We start from the raw sequence: 20,206 nt of genomic DNA, 5'->3' as shown, positions 1-20,206 counted from the left end.
TTCCTCACAGCCCCTTCGCCGCGGTGCGGACGAGGACGAGGCCGCCGTTCGGGCCCGGGACGGCGCCCTTGATGAGCAGCAGACCCTTCTCCGCGTCGACCGCGTGCACGGTCAGGTTCTGGGTGGTCACACGCTCGTGGCCCATCCGACCAGCCATGCGCAGGCCCTTGAACACACGGCCCGGGGTGGCGCAGCCACCGATGGAACCGGGCGAACGGTGCTTGCGCTGGGTGCCGTGACCGGCGCCGAGACCCTTGAAGTTGTGACGCTTCATGACACCGGCGAAGCCCTTGCCCTTGGAGGTGCCGGTCACGTCGACCTTGACACCCGCCTCGAACAGCTCGGCGGTGATCTCCTGGCCCAGGGTGTACTCGGACGCGTCCGAGGTACGGATCTCGACCAGGTGGCGGCGCGGGGTGACACCGGCCTTGGCGAAGTGGCCCGCGAGGGGCTTGTTCACCTTGCGGGGGTCGATCTCGCCGAAGCCGAGCTGGACGGCGCTGTAGCCGGCCGGGCTGTCGGCGGTGTGGACCTGGGTCACGACATTGGGCCCAGCCTTGACGACGGTCACCGGGACAACCCGGTTGTTCTCGTCCCAGACCTGGGTCATGCCGAGCTTCTCGCCCAGGATGCCCTTAATCTGCTTAGCCATCTTCGGTGCGCCTCTCAGAGCTTGATCTCGATGTCGACGCCCGCCGGCAGGTCGAGACGCATGAGCGAGTCAACCGTCTTCGGCGTGGGGTCGAGGATGTCGATCAGACGCTTGTGAGTACGCATCTCGAAGTGCTCGCGCGAGTCCTTGTACTTGTGCGGCGAGCGGATGACGCAGTACACGTTCTTCTCAGTGGGCAGCGGCACCGGGCCTGCGACCTGCGCACCAGTACGGATCACCGTCTCGACGATCTTCTTCGCCGAGGAGTCGATGACCTCGTGGTCGTAGGCCTTGAGCCGGATGCGGATCTTCTGTCCCGCCATGGCTACTCAGTAGTCCTTTGTCCTTAGTCACTGCACGACTCCCCCTCCGACCCCCGCGCTCGGGCGTGTCGCCTTCGCGCTTGCAAAAAACCGGCGAAATACTTCGTCGGTTTCGAACTTTCGGGGTGAGGGGTGCCGGATCGAGGCCCCGCACACGCTTCCCGGAAGATTCCCGTACTTTCGCCCCGCAGCTGCCGTGGCGTAGAACTCACGCTTGACGGCCATCACGGGAACGACGAGTAGATGGGACTCGCTTCCAGTCCTCCCGGCGGGAGGCGCGCAGCATCGGCAACTCAACCGAGCAACTTGGACATACTGCCACATGGAGCAGCACGGATGCCAATCGGGGCCGGTGAGGCGTACCTCACCGGCCCCGACGGGGTGATCCCGCAGGTCAGTTCTTGGGCGGGCGCCCGCAGGTGGCGTCCACGTCCTTCGAGGTCGTGTTGGCGCACCACAGGTGGCCCTGGTCCGGACCGAAGGTGTACTCGGCCAGGTCCATGTTGACCGGGTTGCAGGCCTGCTTGCCCTTGTACGGCGAGTACTTGGGGCAGTCCCCGTTGTCGAGCTGCTGCAGGTGGGCGCGCAGCGCGTCCAGGCCCATGTCCTCGACGCCCGGGTTGGTGGACGGCATGAAGCGGTTCGCCGACCAGGAGCCGCCCATGGTGGCGAACAGGGCGAGCGCGCACACCAGGCCGGCAGCCAGCTGCGACATCACCCGCGGCGAGATCCGCGCGGCCCGGCTCGGGGCCACCTCGCGCAGCGTGTCGCGGACCCAGCCGAAGCCGCGCTCGTAGGTCAGCATCACGCCCATGACCGCCAGGATCATCAGGCAGTAGAGGATGATCCAGGTCGTCCGCGGGTACAGCTGGACGGCCTGGTTGTGCTCCATGTGGGAGGCGAACCAGAAGCGCAGCAGCCAGGCGCCGGCGAGGACGAAGCCCGCCGTGCGGACCACCATGTTGCGCAGGCCCAGGCCGACGCCGATGCCCAGGGCGACCAGCAGCAGGATGCCGAAGCCGGTCTGCCCGGCGATGTCACCGTTGCCCGGCCAGTTGTGGTAGGTCAGGTCGCCGGTGCGGTCCGACGCCCAGCCCATGACGTAGGCCGGGTCGATGTAGGTGTTGATGTAGGCGTACCGGTCCATCGTGGAGGCGCCCAGGCGGGCCAGCTGGTACAGCAGCGGGGCGCCGATCACGCCGGCGGTGACCAGCATGGTCGCCAGGAAGACCAGCGCGCGCTTGAGGGCCGTCCGGCCGCGGCGCCACGGGAAGAGCATCAGCACGAGGATGAACGAGCCCGGCGCCGCCCAGAGGTACCAGCCCGAGTACCAGAGGAACATCACGCCGAACGCGGCACCGAAGCCGAGGCCGCGCAGCACCGCGGAGCGGGTCGACAGCTCGCCGGCCCGGCGGATCTCGCGGAAGCAGGCCGCCAGCAGCGGCAGCAGCACCAGCATGGAGCCGTGGCTGTACGGACGGATCGGGTCGAGGAAGACGATCGACGTCGGCACCGCGACCGCCATCGCCCAGAACGGGCGCAGCAGCATCCGCCAGGAGAGGTAGGCCATCGGCCCGACCAGCGCGCTGAGGATCAGCTGCAGGTCCTTGAGGGCGTGGCCCACGCCGGCGATGCCGTTGTGGAAGAACTTGGCCCAGACGGCGAGCAGGGCGGGGAACAGCGGGGGATACACCCCGGGCAGGCCCTGGCCGCGCAGCATGTCGTTGGCCATGCCCATGAGGTTGCCGGGGTCGCCCTCCTGGCCGCCGAGGCCCCAGGGGGTGCCGTGCAGGGCGACCACGATGCCGCCGGCCACGACGCCGGTGCCTAGGCCCGCGACGGCGGCGCACGCCAGACGCTGGGCGACCCGGTAGTAGCGCAGCGTCCCGCGGTAGGCGAGCAGCAGCAGCACCGCGAGGACGGGGATGCCGAGCAGGGCGGCGTACTGCTGGATCTTGGCGAGGCCGCTGACCTGGCCGATCCTGGTGGTCGGGTTGACGCTGATGTGGGTGCACAGCAGCATGAAGCCGACCGCGACGCCGACGCTGACCACGGCCTCGGCCAACGGGAGGAACCAGCGCTTCTCGGTCCACCGTGAGAAGCGGTCGGCCCGGCGGCCGCTCGGCGATCCGTCGGAGGACGCCGTGGTCGCCTCGTCGTCGGGTGCGTTGGCACGGCCGCCGACGACGTCCGGGGCCAAATCCGTCATGTCTCTTCGCTTCCGTGAAGCGGCACACTGCCGCGGGTCGGACCGACTCGCCGGATGCGGGCGAGCTCTGCGGGCGGCGGCCGGGCGCCCGATCGGCACAGGTCGGCCGAAACTCCTGAAGTGCTGTGGGCGTCCGGCGGATCGATCATCGCCCTCGGCGGTGCCGGGCCCGGGCCGGGACTCATGGTAATCGCACCGCGAAGAGCGTGTCATGGCGTGCCGCCGGGCCGTCACGGGCCCCTTCCCGCCCCGGGGGGAGCGGGACCCCGGCGGATAGGGTGAGCTGCGCTCAGTCCTCGTCCGCCCAAGACCACCGGCCCGGAGTCCCCCGCCCATGTCGCACACCGCACGCAAGAGATCGGTTCTGACGGCCAGTCCGCCCCTGGCCGAGGCCCTCGGACGGAAGAACGGCTTCGGCCTCCTGCGGCTCGTCCTCGCCCTCGCCGTGATCTTCGCCCACGCGATGCCGCTCGGGCTCGGCAAGCCCGACCTGGGGCTGCTGGAGAGCCGCGGTCAGACCAACGTCGGCGCGATCGCGGTGAGCGGCTTCTTCGTGCTCTCCGGGCTGCTGATCACCCGCAGCGGCATGCGGTTGAGCCCGGCCCGCTTCCTGTGGAACCGGGCGATCCGCATCCTCCCCGGCCTCTGGGCCTGCCTGCTGCTGACGGCGTTCGTGGTCGCCCCGGTCGTCGCGTACCACCAGGGCCGGCTGGCCGGCTTCTGGTCGCACCCGCAGGGCCCGCTGGCGTACCTGGAGGCCAACTGGTCGATCGGAGTGAACCAGTGGGGGATCTCCGGGCTGCTCGACCACGTGCCGCACCCCACCGCCTTCAACGGCTCGGTGTGGTCGCTGGCGTACGAGGTGCTCTGCTACCTGCTGGTGGTCTCGCTGGCCGCGGTCGGCGTGCTGCGGCGGGCGCGCTGGGCGGTCGCCCTGATGGTCCTCGGGCTGTACGGGTACCTGGTCCACCTGGCGTCCGGCTTCCACCTGCTGCGGGCCCCCGAGTACGCGCCGACCGGCCTGACCGGCTGGCAGCTGCCGTTCCTCGGCCCGATCAGCCTGGACATGTTCATCCCGCTGACCTTCATGTTCGGCCTCGGCGCGCTCGCCGAGCTGTACAAGAAGCGCCTGCCGATCAACGACCCGGCCGGCGTGCTGGCCGCGGTGGTCTTCCTCGGCACCGCGCGGTTCGGCGGCTTCACCCTGTTCGGCCTGCCCGCCTTCGCCTACCTGCTGATCTGGCTCGCCTGCCGGATGCCCGGCCCGCTGACCAAGGTCGGCACCAAGGTCGACCTGTCGTACGGGGTCTACATCTACGCGTTCCCGATCCAGCAGTGCCTCGCCCTCTGGGGCGTCGAGAAGCACGGCTACTGGGCCTACACGGCGGCCTCGGTGGCGCTCTCGGTCACCGCGGCGTTCTGCTCCTGGTACGCCGTGGAGAAGCCCGCGCTGAAGCTGAAGGACCTGGGCCTGCGCAAGCCGCCGCGGCAGGAGCAGCCGCCGGCCGCCGAGCCGGCCCGGCCCCTGTCGCAGGTCTCGACCTGATCCGCCCCCGCAACGGATCCGGGCCCGGTACGCAGTGCGCGTACCGGGCCCGGTCCGTTCGGTCCGCCGGGGACCGCCGGGAGCTAGCCGGAGACCTTCTCGTCGAAGCGCTCCTGGTTGAGCCGCGCGCCCTCGGTGATGGCGACGGTACGGGCCATGTCGGTGAGCTTCTTCTCCAGGGAGCGGAAGCGCAGGTAGGTGTTGAGCGCCAGGAAGGCCAGCGCCAGGACCATCAGGTACAGCACCAGGTCGGTGCCGCGGCCGACGCCGAACCGGTTCGCGACCCAGGTGACGTCGTTCGGACGCAGCACCGCGTAGATGTTCGCGAGCACGAACAGCACGAAGGCGATGCGCTTCCAGGCCCTGGTGTTGGTCCGGTCCCAGCGCCGGATGAAGATGAGCGCCGCGGTGCCGGCGCCCAGCACCAGCACCAGTTGGATCCAGAAGTACTTCATCGCCGGCCACGCTCCCGGAGCGAGATGTCGAAGAGGATGTTGACGCCGTTGATCAGGGACTGGCCCTTGGCGCGTGAGTAGTCGGTGTAGAGGATGTCCACGGGGACCTCCACCACACGCAGCGAGGACTTCGCCAGCAGACCGACGATCTCCGAGGCGTGGGCCATCCCGTTCATGGTGATCCGCAGCTGGGAGGCCGCCTCGCGGTTGATCACGCGCAGCCCGTTGTGCGAGTCGGTGAGCTTCAGCTTGCGGGCGGTCGGGCTGACCGCGGCCGCCGTGCGGAGCACCACGCGCTTGATCATCGGGACCTGCTCGGACTGCTCGATGAAGCGGGAGCCGAGGACGACGTCCGCGGTCCCGTCGCGCAGCACGGCGACCATCTTCTCGACGTCGTGCGTCTGGTGCTGGCCGTCCGCGTCGAAGGTGGCGAAGTACTGGGCGCCGGGCTGCTGCAGTGCGTAGGAGAGCCCGGTCTGCAGGGCGGCGCCCTGGCCGAGGTTGACCGGGTGCCGCACCAGGTGGGCACCCGTGGTCATGATGTGCTCGGCCGAGCCGTCGGTGCTCCCGTCGTCGACCACGACGATGTTCGGGAACGTCTTGCGGGCGTTCTCCACCACATCGGCGATCACCTGGCCTTCGTTGTAGGCGGGGATCACCAGCCAGACGTCGTCGTATTGGGACATGGTCGCTTCCTGGGCGCTGGGACGGGATTGCTGGAGGGGTCTCACGGGTCAGGCCCGGCGGCCGGCCACATGGCTCAGCATCGCCCCGACACCCCGCAGGCCCGCCTTGCGGCCGGCCGCGGGGATCATGCTGAGCGCGTGCAGCCGCGAGGAGACGAAACGGCGGGAGATGGTGGCCGCCCGGTGCCAGCCGTGGCCGTCCAGCCGGTCCGCGGTCTCCCGGAAGAAGCGGCGGGCCTCCTCGAAGCGCTTGCCCGTGAAGGCGGTGACCGAGGACTCGCTGACGGCGTGCCGCCGGTAGCTGAAGCACACCTCGGGCACGACCGCCAGGGAGACGTCCGCGAGGAGCAGGTCGACGATGATCGCGAGGTCCTGGATGACGCCCAGGTCCGCGCGGAAGCTCGTCGCCTGCATGTCCTTGGTGCGCCAGCACACGGACGGGAAGTACAGCCAGTCGCCGCGCATCAGGCTCATCGCGAGCGGCTCGCCGGACATCAGCAGCGGGCCCGGGTCCTTCGGCGCGTACAGCCGGCGCTTGACGGTGTCGGCGAGGCTGCCGACCGGGTTCCCGTCGGCGCCGATGACCAGCACGCCGGGCTGGACCATGCCCGCCTCCGGGAAGCGCTCCAGCGCGTCCCGGACCACCTTCAGGTAGTTGGGGTGCATCAGGTCGTCGCAGCCCATGAGCACGAGGTAGTCGTACTCGGCGAGCTGGACGCAGCGGTTGAAGTTGCCGCTGACGCCGAGGTTGGACTCGTTGCGCAGGTACCGGACCCGCGGGTCCGCGAGGGACTCGAACCAGCCGGGGACGTCCGGCTCCTTGCCGTCGTCGACGACCGTGAGGCGCCAGTCGTCGCCGTCCTGGGCCAGCACGCTGCGGACCGCGTCCTGCATCAGCCGGACGTCGCCGTAGTACGGCATCAGGATCTCGAAACGGGACATCGGGTACCTAGACCTTGCCAATGAGCTCGGGCCGGCGGGCGGCGGCGCGGGTGGCGGGCTCGATCGCCTTCACGTTCGCCGGCATACGGCGGATGAGGGCGAGCAGCAGCACCAGGCCGGCCCGGGCCAGGTAGATCGTCGCCTTGATCGGGGAGGCGGAGGGCGTGCCGGTGGTCCGCTCGCGCATCGCGACCGGGACCTGGCGGATGACGAAGCCGCAGCGGGCGGCGCCCACCATGCTCTCGATGGTGTCGCCCAGGTACTCGACCGGGTACCAGTGCGAGAAGAACTCGATCATCGGCTTGTTGCAGGCCTTGAAGCCCGAGGTGGTGTCGGTGAGCCGGGTCTTGGCGACCCGCGACAGCACCACCGAGAGCAGCTTCATCGCCCAGGAGCGCGGGCCGCGCACCTTGTACGAGCCCTCGCCGGCGAAGCGGGCGCCGATGACCAGGTCGGCCTCGTCGCGGAGCTTCTCCAGCAGCGCGGGCACGTAGGCCGGGTCGTGCTGGCCGTCGGCGTCGCACTGGATGGCGACGTCGTAGTCGTGCAGGTGCGCGTAGCGGTAGCCGAAGCGCATGGCGCCGCCGACACCGAGGTTGTACGGCAGCTGCGCGACCCGGGAGCCGCAGGCGGCGGCGACGGCGGCGGTGCTGTCCGTCGAGCCGTCGTCGACGACCAGGGTGTCCACGCCGGGGAGCTTCTGCTGGATCTCGCGGAGGATCTTCGGCAGGCCCTCGGCCTCGTTCCAGGCGGGAAGGATGATCAGTACGCGCTTGCCGTCGATCATGCCTTCACCTCGGGGTCGTTCACGTCGCTGCCCGAGCGGGCAATCGGGAAGTCGTGGTGCTCGGCGAGGTGGGCGCGCATCATCGCGACGTCCTCGGCCAGCGTGCGGGTCTCGGCCTCCAGTCGGCTGGTCTCCCAGCTGAGGTGCACGCAGACCAGCAGGACCAGCACGAAGCCGGCGAACAGCACGAGGCTGACGCCGGAGGCGACCCCGAGCCGCCGTGCGGTCGAGTCCAGCAGCCGCGGGAAGAAGCCCAGCGGGGCGATCACCACGCCGATGGCGAGCCAGAGGGCCGCGTACTTCTCCCGGAGCTGCTGGCGGCGCAGCAGCTCCAGGATCCACACGAGCACCAGCACGCCGGTGATCGAAGTCAGCACACTCAGCTGCACGATGGGTCTCGCCTTTCACGCGTCGGTGAGGCATGGGGGTGAATGGGGCACATGCTAGGGGCTCCGGTACCGCGGGACGGCCGCGGGGGGAGCGCTGACGACATCGTGATCAGCTCGCGGAGACCGCGTCGGGAGAGACCGTGACCTGCGCGGTGTCCGTACCGGCGCCGCGCACGCTACCGTCGCCGCGCAGCGCCAGCAACATGACCACGAGCACCACCAGCGGACCGACGGTGTACGCGGCCTCGACCCTGGTCGCCGGGGCGCCCGGCAGGCAGGTGATCAGCAGCAGCGCGGCGGTGCCGAGCACCCACCCGAGCAGCTGCCGGCGGTGGTGGCCGCGGGCGATGACGGCCTGGCCGACCACCGTGGCGAGCAGGTAGGCGAGCGTGCCCACCGAGAGCCAGAGGAAGTCCACCGGGCCCAGAGCATGCCGGTCCGCGTTGAACGCGACGTGAATCATCCATGGCCCCAGGACCACGGCGGGCACCCCGCCGAGGACCCCGAGGGCGGTCACGATGGCGCAGGTCTTGGTGAGGAGCTTGCGGAAGCCGACCCGGTCGCCGGTCGACGCGGCCGTCGACAGCCCCGACATCAGCGAGGCCTGCAGCGCGCCGAAGACGAACAGCGGGACCCGGCTGAGCACCATCGCGCCGGTGATCGCGCCGACCAGGACGGCCTGCGAGGGCGCCAGCACCTTGATGCTGAGCACCGCCGCGTTGGCGACGAACTGCGCCAGCAGGAAGGAGACGGTCAGCAGGCCCAGCCCGCTGCACAGCTCCCGCCAGCCGATGGCCGGACCGGGCAAGGCGATCCGCAGCGTCCGCGGCAGGCTGACGAGCATGGCCAGCACCGGGGAGACGGCCAGGACCAGGCTGTACGCGAGCGCCGAGTGCACACCGGCCACCAGCAGGCCGACCGAGAGGGCGATCCGCAGGACGCCGTCCAGGCCGAGCTGGAGGCCGTACGCACCGAAGTGTCCGAGACCGGCCAGCACCCCGCGGGTCAGGTAGCAGGCGGCCGGGCCGACGAAGGCGGCGGCCAGGGCCACCACCAGGCTCCGGTCGCCGTGGAAGAACGTGTCCGCGAGCGGGCGGGAGAACGCCCCCAGCGCGGCGAGCACCACGAGCAGCAGCCCGCCGGTCAGCACGGTCGCCTTGCGCAGCACCGGGGCCGCGCCCTCGCCCCGGGCGGCACGGGCGGCGATCACCCGGGTCAGCTCCTGCTCGACCGGGAAGAACAGTCCGAGGGCGAACGCCATGGCGATCGTCCACAGGACGTTGACGTCGGCGATCGCCTGGCGGTCGAGCGCGTGCCCGGCCACCCCGAGGTGCACGTACGAGGCGCCCCCGAGGGTGACCGTCCCGACGCCGACCGCCAGCAGTCCCGGCGGCAGCGCGCGCGTCAGTCGGCCGAGCACGCCGCTCACCGCTCCGCCGCGGTGCGCAGCGCCCGGAAGGCCGGGCGCTCCAGGGCGTCGGCCAGCATGGCCCGCCACTCGGGCAGCGGCGCCAGCCCGGCGGCGGCCCAGCGGTCGTGGCCCAGCACGCTGAAGGCGGGGCGGACGGCCGGGCGGACGAACGCCTCCGAGGTGGTCGGCCGGATCCGCTCCGGGTCGAGCCCGCTCAGCGCGTAGGTCTCGCGGGCCAGCCCGAACCAGGTGGTCCGGCCGCTCGCGGTGCCGTGGTAGACCCCGGCCGGGGCCCATCCGCCGAGCGCGGCCCGGCCGAGCCCGACCAGGCGGACGGCGAGCGCGTACGACCAGGTGGGCTGGCCGTGCTGGTCGTCGACCACGTCCAGGGTGTCCCGCTGGGCGGCCAGCTTGAGCATGGTGGCCACGAAGTTCGGGCCGTGCTCGCCGTACAGCCAGGCGGTGCGCACGACGTAGCCGCGCTCGGGGAGCAGCTCGGCGACGGCCTGCTCCCCCACCAGCTTGCTGCGGCCGTAGGCGTTGACCGGTGCGGTCGGGGCGTCCTCCGGGCAGGGCTCGGTGGCGTCGCCCGGCAGGACGTAGTCGGTGGAGACGTGCAGCAGCCTGGCACCGGTCTTGGCGCAGGCCGCGGCGAGGTGCCGCACGCCGGTGCCGTTGACGGCGGTGGCGGCCTCCTCCTCGGTCTCCGCACCGTCGACGTCCGTCCACGCGGCGCAGTTGACCACGATGTCGTGGCCCTCGACGGCGGCCAGTACGGCCGCCGCGTCGGTGATGTCGAGGTCCGCCCGGCGCAGCGCGGTGATCTCGGCGGTCGGGTCGGCGGCCAGCACCGACAGCAGGTCCTGCCCGAGCATCCCGGCCGCGCCGGTGACCAGCCAGCGGACCCGGCCGGTGGCGTTCGCGGTCACTTCGCCAGGGCCGCCTTCTGCTTCAGCGGCTCCCACCAGGCGCGGTTCTCGCGGTACCAGGCGATGGTCGCGGCGAGGCCGTCCGGGAAGGACACCTGCGGCTCGTAGCCGAGCTCCTCGCGGATCTTGCTGATGTCCAGGGAGTAGCGCAGGTCGTGGCCCTTGCGGTCCTCGACGTACTCGACCATGTCCCAGCCGGCGCCCGCGGCCTCCAGCAGCAGGCCGGTCAGCTCCTTGTTGGTGACCTCGGTGCCGCCGCCGATGTTGTAGACCTCACCGGCCCGGCCGCCGCGCATGACCAGCTCGATGCCGCGGCAGTGGTCCGCCACGTGCAGCCAGTCGCGGATGTTGCCACCGTTGCCGTACAGCGGCACCTTCTTGCCGTCGATCAGGTTGGTGGTGAACAGCGGGATGACCTTCTCCGGGAACTGGTAGTGCCCGTAGTTGTTGGAGCAGCGGGTCACCACGACGTCCATGCCGTGGGTGCGGTGGTACGCGAGCGCCAGCAGGTCGGAGCCGGCCTTGGAGGCCGAGTAGGGGGAGTTCGGGGCCAGCGGCCAGGTCTCGGTCCAGGAGCCCTCGCTGATCGAGCCGTAGACCTCGTCGGTGGAGACGTGGACGAAGCGGCCGACGCCGTGCTTGCGGGCGGCGTCCAGCAGGACCTGGGTGCCGAGCACGTTGGTGACGACGAACGGGCCCGCGCCGGCGATCGAGCGGTCCACGTGCGACTCGGCGGCGAAGTGCACCACCACGTCGTGGCCCGGCATGACCTGGTCGACGGCGTCCGCGTCGCAGATGTCGCCCTGGACGAAGGTGTAGCCCTGGTGGTCGGCCACCGGGGCCAGGTTCTCCAGGACGCCCGAGTAGGTGAGCTTGTCAAAGACGGTGATCCGGGCGCTCTCGTCCGCTCCGAGGAGCTGACGGACGAACTCCGAACCGATGAATCCGGCGCCGCCGGTCACGAGGATGCGCATAATGCGCGTAGTCTACCGTCGCCGATCGGCCCCCTCGAACGGCCCAGGACAGGGCCCGTCCGACTCTCACTTAAGCTGCTCGCATGCGTGGAATCCTCCTGGCCGGCGGGACCGGCTCGCGCCTGTGGCCACTCACCCGGGCGGTCTCGAAGCAGCTGCTCCCGGTCTTCGACAAGCCGATGATCTACTACCCGCTGTCCACCCTGGTGATGGCGGGCATCAGCGAGATCCTGATCATCACCACCCCGGCCGACCGCGAGCAGTTCGAACGCCTGCTGGGCGACGGCTCGCAGCTCGGCCTCAAGCTGGAGTACGCCGTCCAGGAGAAGCCCGAGGGCATCGCCCAGGCCTTCGTGCTCGGCGCGGACTTCATCGGCGACGAGTCCGTCGCCCTCATCCTCGGCGACAACATCTTCCACGGCAGCGGCCTCGGCACCCGGCTCGCCGAGCACACCGACGCCCCCGGCGGCCGGGTCTTCGCCTACCCGGTGGCCGACCCGACCGCGTACGGCGTGGTCGAGTTCGACGAGCACGGCCAGGCGATCTCCATCGAGGAGAAGCCCGAGAAGCCGAAGTCCCGCTACGCCGTCCCCGGTCTCTACTTCTACGACAACCAGGTCGTGGAGATCGCCCGCGGCCTGAAGCCCAGCGCGCGCGGCGAGCTGGAGATCACCGCGGTCAACGACGCCTACCTGCGCAAGGGTGAGCTGAACGTCACGATCCTGGACCGCGGCACCGCCTGGCTGGACACCGGCACCTTCGTCTCGATGGTGCAGGCCTCGGAGTTCGTCCGGGTCATCGAGGAGCGCCAGGGCTTCAAGATCGGCTGCATCGAGGAGGCCGTCTGGCGGGCCGGCCTGATCAGCTCCGAGCAGCTGCGCGAGCTCGCCGAGCCGCTGCTGAAGAGCGGTTACGGACAGTACCTGCTGGCCCTGCTGGACGAGGAGAACGCCCGGTGAAGTTCCGCGAACTGAGCATCGAGGGCCTGATCGAGATCACCCCTCAGCTGCACGGTGACCCGCGCGGCATGTTCACCGAGTGGTACCGCTTCGACCGCCTCGCCGAGGTCGTCGGCCACCCGCTGCGGCTGGCGCAGGCCAACCTGTCGGTCTCCTCGCGCGGCGTCGTGCGCGGCATCCACTTCGCCGACGTGCCGCCCGGCCAGGCCAAGTACGTGACCTGCGTGCGCGGCGCCGTGCTCGACGTCATCGTGGACCTGCGGGTCGGCTCGCCGACCTTCGGCCGCTGGGAGGGCGTGCGGCTCGACGACGTGGAGCGCCGCGCGGTCTACATCCCGGAGGGCCTCGGTCACGGCTTCTGCGCGCTGAGCGACGACGCCACGCTCTCGTACCTCTGCTCCGAGACGTACAACCCGACCGGCGAGCACTCGGTCCACCCGCTCGACCCCGACCTGGGCATCGAGTGGCCGGCCGAGGAGCCGCTGCTGTCGGCCCGGGACGAGGCCGCGCCGTCGCTGGCGGAGGCGATCTCCTCCGGCCTGCTGCCGACGTACGAGACCTGCAAGGCGTTCACCGAGAGCCTGCGCACCCAGCAGGACTGAGGTCCCGCGAGGACGCACGAAGGCCCGGCCGGATCCCTCCGGCCGGGCCTTCGTCCTTCCGTCACTTGTCCCGGAACACCCAGTACTTGTAGCCGAAGTAGTTCACGACCGAGAGGATGACCAGCGCGAGCGCACGGGCCAGCAGGTAGAAGAGGCCCAGCTTCACGAAGCCGCCGACCAGCAGCACGGTGCCGACCCAGTTGCCGCCCGCCATCACCATGTAGCGGGCGGTCTGCTTGCCGACCGGCGAGGAGCTCTCGAAGGCCCAGATCCGGTTCAGCACGAAGTTCGTCGTGAAGCCGGCCAGCACGGCGACGAGGGTGGACACCGCCAGCGGCAGGCCGAGCACGCCGTGCAGGAGGTACAGCAGGCCCATGTCGACCGTGGTGCTGGTGACGCCGGCGGCCAGGAACCGCACCGCGCTATGGCCCAGAAGTCCGGCGATCCGGCCCTTCGCGGTGGATCCGGACACTTCCGAGGGCGATTCCAGTTGAGTCACGGGGGAATCGTAAGTGCAACGCCGGGCGGGCACACAGCCGCCCGGTCCGACCGAAATCGGCCACCCGTTATCTTGGTCGCGTGTCCTCATACCCCCCCGCCGTGACCTCCCCTCCCCCGGCCGCCGCGAGCAGGGCCGGCGACAGCTCCGGCCGACCGGGCCGCCTGCTGTTCCGGCGGACCTGGTGGACCGCGTTCATCGGGTTCTTCCTCGTCTGCGCGGGCTGGGCGCTCGCCTCGCCGTACGACGCGAGCCCGGACGAGCGGGAGCACATCGTCCGCGCGGTCGGGGTGGCCCGGGGCGAGTTCGCGCCCAAGCCCGAGGCGGCCGGCGGCGGCACCGGTGCCTTCCAGCACGTGCCGGCCTCGATCGTCCGGGACAACTGCTGGTGGTTCGACCCCACCAAGTCGGTGGCCTGCGCCAAGGCGCCCGGCGGCGCGGACCAGCAGATCGAGCGGGTGGGCACCCGGGCCGGCCGGTACAACCCGGTCTACTACGCGCTCGTCGGCTGGCCGATGGCCCTCTGGCCGAACTGGCTGGGCCTCACCCTGGCCCGGCTGGTCAGCGCCGCCCTGGTGTCGGCGCTGCTCGCCTCCGCCGCGCACAGCCTGGTCGCCTGGACCAGGCACCGGATCGCGGCGGCCGGGCTGCTGGTCGCGGTGACCCCGATCACCGCGCACCTGGCGGGCTCGATCAACCCCAACGGCATCGAGATCGCGGCCGGCGTGGCCCTGGTCGCGGCCCTCATCCCGACCATGCTGGACCCGGAGCAGCCGCTGCGGCGCGCGGCCATGGTGCAGATCGCGATCGCCGGATCGGTGCTCATGACGGTCCGCGCGCTCGGTCCGCTCTGGTGCGCGGCGGTCCTCGGGATCATGCTGATCCCGGCCAAGCGGGAGCGGGTGAAGGAGCTGCTGCGCTTCCGGCCGGCCTGGTGGGCGGCCGGGACGCTGTTCGCCGCCGGCGCCGCGGGGGCGCTGTGGACCGTGGTCATGAAGGCCTCGGAGATGATGCCCGTCCAGGTGCCGCCCGGCATCACGGTGCCCAAGGCGATCCGGCACGAGGTGATCGTCCGCTGGCCCGACTACTTCACCGAGGTGATCGGCGTCCCGTCGTGGCTCGACACGCACCTGCCCGGCACCGCCTACTACCTCTGGTACCTGGCCATCGGCTGCCTGGTGCTGCCCGCGCTCGCCTTCGGCGCGTGGAGCGACCGCTGGCGGGTGCTCGCCTTCTTCCTCGCCCCGTTCGCGGTGATCACACTCTCGGACGCGATAGCGGCGCACAAGGTCGGCTTCGCCGGCCAGGGCCGGTACATGCTGCCGGTCGCCGTCGGGGTCCCGCTGGTCGCGGCCTTCGTCCTCGGACGCCGGGACGTGCTCGACGGGGCCCGGTCGGCCTCGCTGGTCCGGATGATCGCGCTGCTGGTGCTGCCGCTGCAGCTGGCCTTCCTCGGGTACACCATGATCCGCTGGCAGGCGGGGCTCGGCACCTCGGTGGACTACACCCCGCTCAACCCGCTGGCCGGCACCTGGCACCCGCCGGCGGGCTCGGCGACCGCGCTGCTGACCGCCGTGGCCGGCTGCGTGGTGCTCGGGTACTGGGCGTGGACGAGCACCGGCGGCCGCGCCGGGCGGCAGGAGCGGACCGCCGCGGTCAGCGCTTCCTGAAGACCCACAGTTTGAGGAGGACGAACCGGGCCACGGTGGCGAGACCGTTCGCCACCACGAGCCCGGTCACCTCCACCACCCGGGAGGCGTGCGGCACCGCCGCGTCGAGCAGCGCGAGGACACCGCTGCTGAGGCCGAGGCCGATCAGGAACGCGACCGCGCCCTGGAGCTGGTGGCGCACCGCGCCGTCCGAACCGGTGATGCCGAAGGTGAAGCGGCGGTTGGCCGCGGTGTTGGCCACCGCGCTGACGGCCAGCGCGACCAGGTTGGCCACCTGCGACGAGGCGACCAGCCGCAGGGCGACGAACAGCGCCAGGTAGAACAGGGTGCTCAGCACCCCGATGACCAGGAACGACGGCAGCTGCCGACGGACCGCCGGCGGCTCGGTGCGCGGCCCGTCGCGGTGGTCGTGCCCGTCGCGGTCGTTCGGCCCGTCGTGCTCGCCCCGGTCGGCGGAGAGGATCTCGTTCACTCGCCCGTACCGTACCGGTCCGGCTCCTCGGCCGAGTCGTAGCCGATGAAGTAGGCGGGCCGCGCCTGGACCGCGGAGTAGATCCGGCCGACGTACTCGCCGAGCAGTCCGACGCAGACCAGCTGGACGGCGCCGATGAACAGCATCCCTATGAAGAGCGAGGACCAGCCGGGCACGGTGGAGCCGACCGCGTACGCGACCGTGGTGTAGAGCGCCAGCGCGATGCAGACCAGGAAGCTGAACAGCCCGAGCCAGGTGGCGAGCCGCAGCGGGGCCGCGGAGAAGTTGGTGATGCTGTCCAGCGCCAGTCGGACCATCTTGGACAGCGGGTAGTGGGTGCTGCCCGCGACCCGCTCCTCGCGCACGTAGACCACCTCGCCGCTGGGGAAGCCCAGCCACGGCACCAGCAGCCGGTAGACCGGCTGGTGCTCGGGCATCGCCTTCAGCGCATTCACCGCGGCCCGGCTGAGCAGCCGGAAGTCGCCGGCCTGGTTGGGCATCCGCTTGCCGACCAGCTTGCGCATCAGCCAGTAGTACGCCCCGGCGGTGCGCCGCTTGAAGGAGGTGTCGGTGCCGCGGTCGCCGCGGACGCCGTAGACGATGTCGAGGCTCTCCTCGCGGGCGAGCTCCAGCATCTCCGGGATCTTCTCCGGCGGGTCCTGGAGGTCGGCGTCGATGGAGACGACGTAGTCGCCGAAGGCGCGGTGGAGGCCGGCGGTGAGGGCGGCCTGGTGCCCGGAGTTGCGGGCGAAGCGGACGATGCGGAACTCCGGCCAGTCCTGGTGGATCTTCTGCATCAGCACCGGCGTCGCGTCGGTGCTGCCGTCGTCGACGCCGACCACCTCGTAGGCCACGTCGAGCCCGTCGAGGATCGGCCGCAGCCGCTCGACGGTCAGCGGGAGCGCCTCCTGCTCGTTGTAGATCGGCATCACGACCGACAACAGCGGTGCCGTTGACATGCGTTGGATCCCACTTTCCGCGACGGCGGGGCTGGTTGGTGGCCCGACCATAACAGTCTGCGATGAGCGGCCGGTGAAAGGAGGCGCGCTCCGGTGAGCGCCCCGTGAGACGCCGAAGGGCCCCGCGCACCGTGCGGTGCGCGGGGCCCTTCGGACTCAGCCTGTACGGGGCAGGCAGGTCAGATCGTCAATTACTTGATGATCTTGGTGACCTGGCCGGCGCCGACGGTGCGGCCACCCTCACGGATGGCGAACTTCAGGCCCTCCTCCATGGCGATCGGCTGGATCAGCTGAACCGTCATGGCGGTGTTGTCGCCCGGCATGACCATCTCGGTGCCCTCGGGGAGGGTCACGACGCCGGTCACGTCCGTGGTACGGAAGTAGAACTGCGGGCGGTAGTTGTTGAAGAACGGGGTGTGGCGGCCACCCTCGTCCTTCGACAGGATGTAGGACTGGGCCTCGAAGTCGGTGTGCGGCGTGACCGAACCCGGCTTGATGATGACCTGGCCGCGCTCGACGTCCTCGCGCTTGATGCCACGGAGGAGCAGACCGACGTTCTCACCGGCCTGGCCCTCGTCGAGCAGCTTGCGGAACATCTCGATGCCGGTGACCGTGGTGGTGGTCTTGGTCTCCTTGATGCCGATGATGTCGACAGTCTCGTTGACCTTGAGGATGCCACGCTCGATACGACCGGTGACGACGGTGCCACGACCGGTGATCGTGAAGACGTCCTCGATCGGCATCAGGAACGGCTGGTCCACGGCGCGGGCCGGGGTCGGGATGCTCTCGTCGACGGCGTGCATGAGGCCGAGGAGCTTCTCGCCCCACTCCTTGTCGCCCTCCAGCGCCTTCAGCGCGGAGACGCGGACGACCGGCAGGTCGTCGCCCGGGAACTCGTACTCGGAGAGGAGCTCACGGACCTCAAGCTCGACGAGCTCCAGGATCTCCTCGTCGTCCACCATGTCGGCCTTGTTCAGGGCGACGACGATGTACGGAACGCCGACCTGGCGGGCCAGGAGGACGTGCTCCTTGGTCTGCGGCATCGGGCCGTCGGTGGCGGCGACGACGAGGATCGCACCGTCCATCTGGGCCGCACCGGTGATCATGTTCTTGATGTAGTCCGCGTGACCCGGGCAGTCGACGTGGGCGTAGTGACGCGCCTCGGTCTGGTACTCGACGTGCGCGATCGAGATGGTGATACCGCGCTGCCGCTCCTCCGGCGCCTTGTCGATCTGGTCGAACGGCGTGAAGGGGTTGATCTCCGGGTACGCGTCGTGCAGCACCTTGGTGATGGCCGCGGTAAGGGTCGTCTTACCGTGGTCGATGTGACCGATGGTGCCGATGTTGACGTGGGGCTTCGTCCGCTCGAACTTCGCCTTCGCCACTGCAGTCCTCCTGAGGACAGATCCTGTACGCCGTGCTGACGTCAGTTGGTCTTGTATCGGGCTTGGTCCGCGGTGCCGGAAGCACCTCGTACCGTCCCGCGGGTGGGGGCCGGAGGCCCCGGGAGGATCCGTCCGGATCCTCCCGGGTCGCCTCCTCATAGCCTAAGGGGTCGAAATCATCCCGAATGTCGGACTGATCCCGAGGCCGGCAGAGCCGGACTCACTCGCCCTTGGACTTGGCGATGATCTCCTCAGCCACGGCCTTGGGGACCTCGGCGTACGAGTCGAACTGCATCGAGTAGCTGGCGCGACCAGAGGTCTTGCTGCGCAGGTCACCGACGTAGCCGAACATCTCGGAGAGGGGCACCAGCGCCGTGACGACGCGGGCACCGTGACGCTCGTCCATGGACCGGATCTGGCCACGGCGAGAGTTGATGTCGCCGATCACGTCGCCCATGTAGTCCTCGGGCGTGGTGACCTCGACGGCCATCATCGGCTCAAGAAGGACCGGCTTGGCCTTCTTCGCGCCTTCCTTGAAGGCCATCGAGCCGGCGATCTTGAACGCGAGCTCCGAGGAGTCGACGTCGTGCGACGCACCGTCGAGCAGCGTGACGCGGACACCCTGCAGCGGGTAGCCGGCGAGCACACCGAACTCCATGGCCTCCTGGCAACCGGCGTCGACCGAAGGGATGTACTCCTTCGGCACGCGGCCACCGGTGACCTTGTTCACGAACTCGTAGCCCTCGGCCTGCTCAAGCGGCTCGATCGCGATCTGGATCTTCGCGAACTGGCCCGAACCACCGGTCTGCTTCTTGTGCGTGTAGTCGATGCGCTCGACGGCCGAACGGATCGTCTCGCGGTAGGCGACCTGCGGCTTGCCGACGTTGGCCTCGACCTTGAACTCACGCTTCATACGGTCGACCAGCACCTCAAGGTGCAGCTCGCCCATACCCGCGATGATGGTCTGGCCGGTCTCCTCGTCCGTGTTGACCTGGAAGGACGGGTCCTCCTCGGCGAGACGCTGGATGGCGACACCCAGCTTCTCCTGGTCACCCTTGGACTTGGGCTCGATGGCGACGCGGATGACCGGGGCCGGGAAGTCCATGGACTCCAGGATGACCGGGTTCTTCTCGTCGGCCAGCGTCTCACCGGTGGTGGTCTGCTTCAGGCCCATGACGGCGACGATGTCGCCGGCGCCCACCGACTCGATCTCCTCACGCTTGTTCGCGTGCATGCGGTAGATCTTGCCGATGCGCTCCTTCTTGCCCTTGACGGCGTTCAGCACCGAGGTGCCGGACTCCAGGCGGCCGGAGTAGATCCGGACGAAGGTGAGCTTGCCCAGGTGCGGGTCGGACATGATCTTGAACGCCAGCGCGGACAGCGGCTCGTCGTCCGACGCCTTGCGGGAGATCTTGGTCTCCGGGTCGTTCGGCTTGGTGCCCTCGATGGACTCGATGTCCAGCGGGGACGGCAGGTACTTGACGACCGCGTCGAGCAGGGGCTGAACGCCCTTGTTCTTGAAGGCGGTACCGCAGAAGATCGGGGTGAAGTCCGAGTTCAGGGTGCCCTTGCGGATCGCGTCCTGCAGCAGCTCGACCGGGATCTCCTCGCCCTCAAGGGCGAGCTCCATGATCTCGTCGCTGATGTTCGAGACGGTGTCGATCAGCGTCTCGCGGTACTCGTCAGCCTGCTCCTGCAGCTCGGCCGGGATGTCGACGACGTCGTACATCTCGCCCTTGGCGGCCTCGGCGGACCAGACCAGCGCCTTCATGCGGACCAGGTCGACGACGCCCTGGAAGTCCGACTCGGCACCGATCGGGAGCTGCATGACCAGCGGGGTGGCGCCGAGGCGGTCCACGATGGTCTGCACGCAGAAGAAGAAGTTCGCGCCCGTGCGGTCCAGCTTGTTGATGAAGCAGATGCGCGGGACGCCGTAGCGGTCAGCCTGCCGCCACACGGTCTCGGACTGGGGCTCGACACCGGCGACACCGTCGAACACCGTCACGGCACCGTCGAGGACGCGCAGCGAACGCTCCACCTCGACGGTGAAGTCGACGTGACCCGGGGTGTCGATGATGTTGATGGTGTTGTCGACGTCGTCGACCGTCCAGTGACAGGTCGTCGCGGCCGACGTGATCGTGATGCCGCGCTCCTGCTCCTGCTCCATCCAGTCCATGGTGGCAGCGCCATCGTGGACCTCACCGATCTTGTACGAGACACCGGTGTAGAACAGGATCCGCTCGGTGGTGGTGGTCTTGCCCGCGTCGATGTGCGCCATGATCCCGATGTTGCGGACCCTGGCGAGGTCAAGGGAGGTTGCAGCCATGGTGGCTCGTTCTCTCTCTGTCTAGTGACGG

20 protein-coding genes are annotated in these 20,206 nt (G+C 69.9%); 4 read left to right on the top strand and 16 right to left on the bottom strand.

Translation table 11 applies throughout. The features are described from left to right. Positions 1 to 4: 4 nt before the first annotated feature. From rplC to ABT048_RS05020, 3 genes are all read right to left on the bottom strand, one after another. Positions 5 to 652 carry a 50S ribosomal protein L3 gene (gene rplC, locus ABT048_RS05030; protein WP_207810335.1) on the bottom strand — a complete coding sequence of 216 codons (648 nt, stop codon included), beginning with the start codon at positions 650 to 652 and terminating at the stop codon, positions 5 to 7. 14 nt (positions 653 to 666) lie between these two features. Continuing rightward, the gene (gene rpsJ / locus ABT048_RS05025; protein ID WP_012785157.1) at positions 667 to 975 is read right to left on the bottom strand and encodes a 30S ribosomal protein S10; all 309 of its coding nucleotides are present in this window, start codon (positions 973 to 975) and stop codon (positions 667 to 669) included. A 394-nt stretch (positions 976 to 1,369) separates the two neighbouring features. Next, the gene (locus ABT048_RS05020) at positions 1,370 to 3,184 is read right to left on the bottom strand and encodes a hypothetical protein (RefSeq protein ID WP_350519911.1); all 1,815 of its coding nucleotides are present in this window, start codon (positions 3,182 to 3,184) and stop codon (positions 1,370 to 1,372) included. Positions 3,185 to 3,518: 334 nt separating this feature from the next. On the opposite strand from ABT048_RS05020, the gene ABT048_RS05015 reads away from it, so the two are divergent. Next, positions 3,519 to 4,730 (top strand): acyltransferase family protein, encoded by a 1,212-nt coding sequence (locus ABT048_RS05015; protein ID WP_350519910.1) that lies wholly within the window; start codon positions 3,519 to 3,521, stop codon positions 4,728 to 4,730. Between the two features lie 83 nt (positions 4,731 to 4,813). Here the strand turns inward: ABT048_RS05015 and ABT048_RS05010 are convergent, their stop codons facing one another. The 8 genes from ABT048_RS05010 to rfbB form a co-directional block, all read right to left on the bottom strand. Next, positions 4,814 to 5,185 (bottom strand): DUF2304 domain-containing protein, encoded by a 372-nt coding sequence (locus tag ABT048_RS05010; protein ID WP_350519909.1) that lies wholly within the window; start codon positions 5,183 to 5,185, stop codon positions 4,814 to 4,816. Further along, the gene (locus ABT048_RS05005) at positions 5,182 to 5,871 is read right to left on the bottom strand and encodes a glycosyltransferase family 2 protein (protein ID WP_350519908.1); all 690 of its coding nucleotides are present in this window, start codon (positions 5,869 to 5,871) and stop codon (positions 5,182 to 5,184) included. Before ABT048_RS05005 ends, ABT048_RS05010 begins: the two co-directional genes overlap by 4 nt. A 48-nt stretch (positions 5,872 to 5,919) precedes the next feature. Next, on the bottom strand, positions 5,920 to 6,813 hold the full coding sequence (locus tag ABT048_RS05000; RefSeq protein WP_350519907.1) for a glycosyltransferase family 2 protein: 894 nt from the start codon (positions 6,811 to 6,813) through the stop codon (positions 5,920 to 5,922). A gap of 7 nt (positions 6,814 to 6,820) precedes the next feature. Continuing rightward, positions 6,821 to 7,600: a glycosyltransferase family 2 protein gene (locus ABT048_RS04995; RefSeq protein ID WP_350519906.1), complete on the bottom strand. Its 780-nt coding sequence runs from the start codon at positions 7,598 to 7,600 to the stop codon at positions 6,821 to 6,823. Continuing rightward, positions 7,597 to 7,977, bottom strand: coding sequence for a DUF2304 family protein (locus ABT048_RS04990; protein WP_350519905.1), 381 nt, complete (start codon positions 7,975 to 7,977; stop codon positions 7,597 to 7,599). Before ABT048_RS04990 ends, ABT048_RS04995 begins: the two co-directional genes overlap by 4 nt. Before the next feature lie 121 nt (positions 7,978 to 8,098). After that, positions 8,099 to 9,418: a hypothetical protein gene (locus ABT048_RS04985; protein WP_350519904.1), complete on the bottom strand. Its 1,320-nt coding sequence runs from the start codon at positions 9,416 to 9,418 to the stop codon at positions 8,099 to 8,101. Continuing rightward, entirely contained in the window at positions 9,415 to 10,329 is a 915-nt protein-coding gene (gene rfbD / locus ABT048_RS04980) for a dTDP-4-dehydrorhamnose reductase (RefSeq protein ID WP_350519903.1), read from the bottom strand. The genes ABT048_RS04985 and rfbD overlap by 4 nt, the downstream gene beginning before the upstream one ends. Beyond that, positions 10,326 to 11,303, bottom strand: coding sequence for a dTDP-glucose 4,6-dehydratase (gene rfbB / locus ABT048_RS04975; protein WP_350519902.1), 978 nt, complete (start codon positions 11,301 to 11,303; stop codon positions 10,326 to 10,328). The genes rfbD and rfbB overlap by 4 nt, the downstream gene beginning before the upstream one ends. Positions 11,304 to 11,386: 83 nt before the next feature. Here rfbB and rfbA point away from each other — a divergent pair, with 83 nt between their 5' ends. Both rfbA and rfbC read left to right on the top strand, forming a co-directional pair. Further along, positions 11,387 to 12,262, top strand: coding sequence for a glucose-1-phosphate thymidylyltransferase RfbA (rfbA, locus tag ABT048_RS04970; protein WP_350519901.1), 876 nt, complete (start codon positions 11,387 to 11,389; stop codon positions 12,260 to 12,262). Next, on the top strand, positions 12,259 to 12,864 hold the full coding sequence (gene rfbC / locus ABT048_RS04965; protein WP_350519900.1) for a dTDP-4-dehydrorhamnose 3,5-epimerase: 606 nt from the start codon (positions 12,259 to 12,261) through the stop codon (positions 12,862 to 12,864). The genes rfbA and rfbC overlap by 4 nt, the downstream gene beginning before the upstream one ends. Before the next feature lie 61 nt (positions 12,865 to 12,925). Here the strand turns inward: rfbC and ABT048_RS04960 are convergent, their stop codons facing one another. Beyond that, on the bottom strand, positions 12,926 to 13,363 hold the full coding sequence (locus tag ABT048_RS04960; RefSeq protein WP_350519899.1) for a GtrA family protein: 438 nt from the start codon (positions 13,361 to 13,363) through the stop codon (positions 12,926 to 12,928). Positions 13,364 to 13,464: 101 nt separating this feature from the next. Between ABT048_RS04960 and ABT048_RS04955 the strand changes: the two genes are divergently transcribed. Then, entirely contained in the window at positions 13,465 to 15,033 is a 1,569-nt protein-coding gene (locus tag ABT048_RS04955; RefSeq protein ID WP_350519898.1) for a DUF2142 domain-containing protein, read from the top strand. Here the strand turns inward: ABT048_RS04955 and ABT048_RS04950 are convergent. The 4 genes from ABT048_RS04950 to fusA form a co-directional block, all read right to left on the bottom strand. Continuing rightward, positions 15,020 to 15,505, bottom strand: coding sequence for a GtrA family protein (locus tag ABT048_RS04950; RefSeq protein ID WP_350519897.1), 486 nt, complete (start codon positions 15,503 to 15,505; stop codon positions 15,020 to 15,022). The two genes, ABT048_RS04955 and ABT048_RS04950, sit on opposite strands and share 14 nt — an antisense overlap. After that, a complete protein-coding gene (locus tag ABT048_RS04945; RefSeq protein ID WP_350519896.1) occupies positions 15,502 to 16,464 on the bottom strand; it encodes a glycosyltransferase family 2 protein in 963 nt (320 codons plus the stop codon). The genes ABT048_RS04950 and ABT048_RS04945 overlap by 4 nt, the downstream gene beginning before the upstream one ends. A 191-nt stretch (positions 16,465 to 16,655) precedes the next feature. Then, complete coding sequence (tuf, locus tag ABT048_RS04940; RefSeq protein ID WP_350519895.1) at positions 16,656 to 17,849, bottom strand: elongation factor Tu; 1,194 nt, start codon at positions 17,847 to 17,849, stop codon at positions 16,656 to 16,658. A gap of 220 nt (positions 17,850 to 18,069) precedes the next feature. Further along, positions 18,070 to 20,175 carry an elongation factor G gene (gene fusA / locus ABT048_RS04935; RefSeq protein WP_350519894.1) on the bottom strand — a complete coding sequence of 702 codons (2,106 nt, stop codon included), beginning with the start codon at positions 20,173 to 20,175 and terminating at the stop codon, positions 18,070 to 18,072. Positions 20,176 to 20,206: the final 31 nt, after the last annotated feature.

Origin of the sequence: Kitasatospora sp. NPDC096140 (genome assembly GCF_040303045.1) — a bacterium.
GTDB lineage: Bacteria > Actinomycetota > Actinomycetes > Streptomycetales > Streptomycetaceae > Kitasatospora.
This window is presented reverse-complemented; position numbering and strand designations above follow the sequence as displayed.

Bases quoted from the DNA above. Each gene is read 5' to 3' on its own strand.
- rfbA (WP_350519901.1), top strand. From the start codon at position 11,387: ATGCGTGGAATCCTCCTGGCCGGCGGGACCGGCTCGCGCCTGTGGCCA.
- ABT048_RS05010 (WP_350519909.1), bottom strand. From the start codon at position 5,185: ATGAAGTACTTCTGGATCCAACTGGTGCTGGTGCTGGGCGCCGGCACC.
- ABT048_RS05020 (WP_350519911.1), bottom strand. From the start codon at position 3,184: ATGACGGATTTGGCCCCGGACGTCGTCGGCGGCCGTGCCAACGCACCC.
- ABT048_RS04945 (WP_350519896.1), bottom strand. From the start codon at position 16,464: ATGTCAACGGCACCGCTGTTGTCGGTCGTGATGCCGATCTACAACGAG.
- rfbB (WP_350519902.1), bottom strand. From the start codon at position 11,303: ATGCGCATCCTCGTGACCGGCGGCGCCGGATTCATCGGTTCGGAGTTC.
- rplC (WP_207810335.1), bottom strand. From the start codon at position 652: ATGGCTAAGCAGATTAAGGGCATCCTGGGCGAGAAGCTCGGCATGACC.
- ABT048_RS04995 (WP_350519906.1), bottom strand. From the start codon at position 7,600: ATGATCGACGGCAAGCGCGTACTGATCATCCTTCCCGCCTGGAACGAG.
- ABT048_RS05015 (WP_350519910.1), top strand. From the start codon at position 3,519: ATGTCGCACACCGCACGCAAGAGATCGGTTCTGACGGCCAGTCCGCCC.
- rpsJ (WP_012785157.1), bottom strand. From the start codon at position 975: ATGGCGGGACAGAAGATCCGCATCCGGCTCAAGGCCTACGACCACGAG.
- fusA (WP_350519894.1), bottom strand. From the start codon at position 20,175: ATGGCTGCAACCTCCCTTGACCTCGCCAGGGTCCGCAACATCGGGATC.
- ABT048_RS05005 (WP_350519908.1), bottom strand. From the start codon at position 5,871: ATGTCCCAATACGACGACGTCTGGCTGGTGATCCCCGCCTACAACGAA.
- ABT048_RS05000 (WP_350519907.1), bottom strand. From the start codon at position 6,813: ATGTCCCGTTTCGAGATCCTGATGCCGTACTACGGCGACGTCCGGCTG.